Genomic DNA, 2,705 nt, shown 5'->3' on the forward strand with positions numbered 1-2,705 from the left:
GGAATCCACCAATCCCCCCCCTTACATCCTGCTGCTCAACCCAGACACCGTAGTTCGCCCCGGAGCTCTCAAAGCACTGGTTGACTTCATGGAATGCCACCCCGAAGCTGGCATCGCCGGCAGCCGATTGGAAGACCCCGACGGTACTCCCCAGCAGTCAGCATTTCGATTTCACAACATCTTAACCGAACTCGATTTCGGCTGGCGCACAGGCTTTATATCCAAGTTATTAGCCAACTGGGTCGCAGCGCCTCCCATTTCCCCAGAAATCTGCCAAACTGATTGGGTAGCGGGAGCCAGCATGATTGTCCGTCGCGAAGTATTTGAAAAGATTGGCTTGATGGATGAAGCTTATTTCATGTACTGCGAAGAAATGGACTTTTGTCTGCAAGCGAACAAAGCTGGCTGGAGTTGCTGGTACGTACCCGAAAGTCGGGTTGTCCACTTAGTCGGCCAAAGCTCAGGCGTCACCGACACCAAAAAGCCAGCCAAGCGGCTGCCTACCTATTGGTTTGATTCCCGGCGTAGGTACTTTATCAAAAACTACGGCTTGGTTTACACAGCATTAACTGATGTATCCTGGGCTTCGGGTTTTGCAGCCTGGAGGGTGCGCCGCATACTTCAAGGCAAACCCGATGGCGATCCACCAAAATTACTGAGGGATTTTGTATTAAATAGTGTATTTTTAAAGGGGGGTAAGATTGAAAAATCCAAAAACTCTTAAAGCGACTTGGTAAATCCGTCAAAGCCAACTAAATCAGGTTAACGTAGGCTAGCAAAATATTATTTTATGATGCAGCCGAGAAATTAGTATTATCGATCGATAAAACCGGATTGCTACTTCCTCAAAAACCTGATATATCCATTAAGATCGTGGGCATCTAGCAATAGAGTAAACAAAAAATAGTGTGAATTAGAGCTTATGGTAACTGAGCAAAAGTTAATCAGCAGTGAAAATCAACTAGAAACCCCCGGCCTGGGACTTTGGTCGCAAATTAAAGAAGACTGGATTGCTCATGGTCGAGATTGGACAAAACCGGGATTTCGCGCCGTAGCAGTTCAAAGGTTCGGTGTCTGGAGGATGCAGGTGGAACCAAAACTGCTGCGGGCTCCGTTGAGCATTCTATATAGATCGCTCTACCGAAAAGTCCGCAACACCTACGGCATAGATTTGCCGTACACAGTCAAGCTCGGCCGCCGAGTCGTCATTGAACACGAAGGCTCTATCATCGTTCATGGACACTGCACTCTTGGTGACGACTGCATTATCCGCCAAGGCGTTACCCTAGGGAACCGTTACTTGGAAAAACCCCTAGAATCTCCTCAATTGGGCGATCGGGTTAACGTCGGTGCTGGTGCAAAAGTTCTCGGCAAGGTCAACTTGGGAGACGACGTAAATATCGGTGCAAATGCTGTCGTTTTATCAGACATTCCGGCCGGTCAAACTGCCGTTGGCATTCCCGCCAAAATTCTAAAATCCCGCCCTGCCGAAAACAATCCTTAAATCATTTTATCGGAAAGTGTCCCCGATTCTGTGTTAAAACAAACAGAGATATCAGGCTTAACTTTCTCTGTTCTCTCAAGCAAGTTAAGTGTGTGGAGATTCAAGCAATCTCCATACTCAGGTTAGAGAGTCATCTTAAGGTAAACTGCACAAATAGGCACAATTGTCTACATCATCAAAAAATTGCACAAACAATGGTTGACTCAATCACTAAGCCAATCGTTTCTGCTACAGAACCAGACTGGAGCCGCGAAAAACCTAGCAAGTGGTGGGAACCCAGTCGCCAACTGCTCAAATCTATCCGCAACTATCAAAAGTGGCAGCAGCAGGGTGGAATTGCAGGATATATTTTATGCCGTTGGAACGTGATCCAGCATCGATTTTGGAGCGTGGTAACTGCCACAGACATCCCTTTAAACTGCCAAATACAAGGAGGACTGCTGCTGACTCATCCTAATGGCGTTGTCATTCATCCCAGTGCTTCCATTGGCCCTAACTGTCTAATTCTTCAACAGGTGACAATTGTTGCTGATGTCAAAATCGGTGGTCACGTCGATATAGGTGCAGGAGCTAAAATTATTCGCTCCGTAACGATCGGCGATCATGCTTTGATTGGCGCCAATGCTGTGGTGATTTGTGACGTGCCACCCGGTGCAACCGCAGTGGGAATACCGGCAAAAATTATAGAAAAAAAAATCCAGGAAGTCTGAACAATAATTTCTATAAATCGCAGAAAGATTATGAAATTAGCGGGAATTATATTATAATATAAAGTGAACTACTCAGTAGTCGAAGTCAAGAGGGAAAATTTGAAACAAATTGGAATTAGTGGCGAACAGCTAACATTTGGGATTTAAAATTAAATAAAAACCCGTGGCTTTCAGTCGCGGGAAACTCCAAAACCTCAAGTTTTCCCCCTCACTTTTCAAGCTGGTTTCAATTTTTCCAGTACCAACTCAGCGCGCCGGCGTTTGTTTCCAATGTCGTACAACTACGAAATGACACCAACATCCAGCATCTACAAACACGAAGAGCTTCACTCAGCGATAATTCTACATTACCACTATGTTATGACCAGGGCTATTTCATTCTAAACAGCTTCTTCAAAACGTCTAGACCATAGCCCGCGAGCCGTTGTGCCTGTGCCATATTTGTTTCTCCAGCTTCTCGATAAAGATTGAGTGCTAAATTACGAGCAATT

The 2,705-nt window shown here is 45.6% G+C and carries 3 protein-coding genes; all 3 read left to right on the plus strand.

Annotation, left to right across the window (positions count from 1 at the left end; all coding sequences use genetic code 11):
• On the plus strand, positions 1–724 hold a 724-nt coding region (locus tag IQ270_RS29610), incomplete at its 5' end, for a glycosyltransferase family 2 protein (RefSeq protein ID WP_193976676.1).
• 198 nt (positions 725–922) lie between these two features.
• Positions 923–1,504 (plus strand): serine O-acetyltransferase, encoded by a 582-nt coding sequence (locus tag IQ270_RS29615; protein WP_193976677.1) that lies wholly within the window; start codon positions 923–925, stop codon positions 1,502–1,504.
• A gap of 194 nt (positions 1,505–1,698) precedes the next feature.
• A complete protein-coding gene (locus tag IQ270_RS29620; RefSeq protein WP_193976678.1) occupies positions 1,699–2,214 on the plus strand; it encodes a serine O-acetyltransferase in 516 nt (171 codons plus the stop codon).
• The last annotated feature ends 491 nt before the right edge of the window (positions 2,215–2,705 follow it).

The organism is Microcoleus sp. LEGE 07076, assembly GCF_015207455.1.
In the GTDB taxonomy this organism is placed as follows: domain Bacteria; phylum Cyanobacteriota; class Cyanobacteriia; order Cyanobacteriales; family Microcoleaceae; genus Microcoleus.

Excerpts from the sequence above, each read along its gene's own strand:
- IQ270_RS29615 (WP_193976677.1), top strand. The coding sequence starts at position 923 with ATGGTAACTGAGCAAAAGTTAATCAGCAGTGAAAATCAACTAGAAACC.
- IQ270_RS29620 (WP_193976678.1), top strand. The coding sequence starts at position 1,699 with ATGGTTGACTCAATCACTAAGCCAATCGTTTCTGCTACAGAACCAGAC.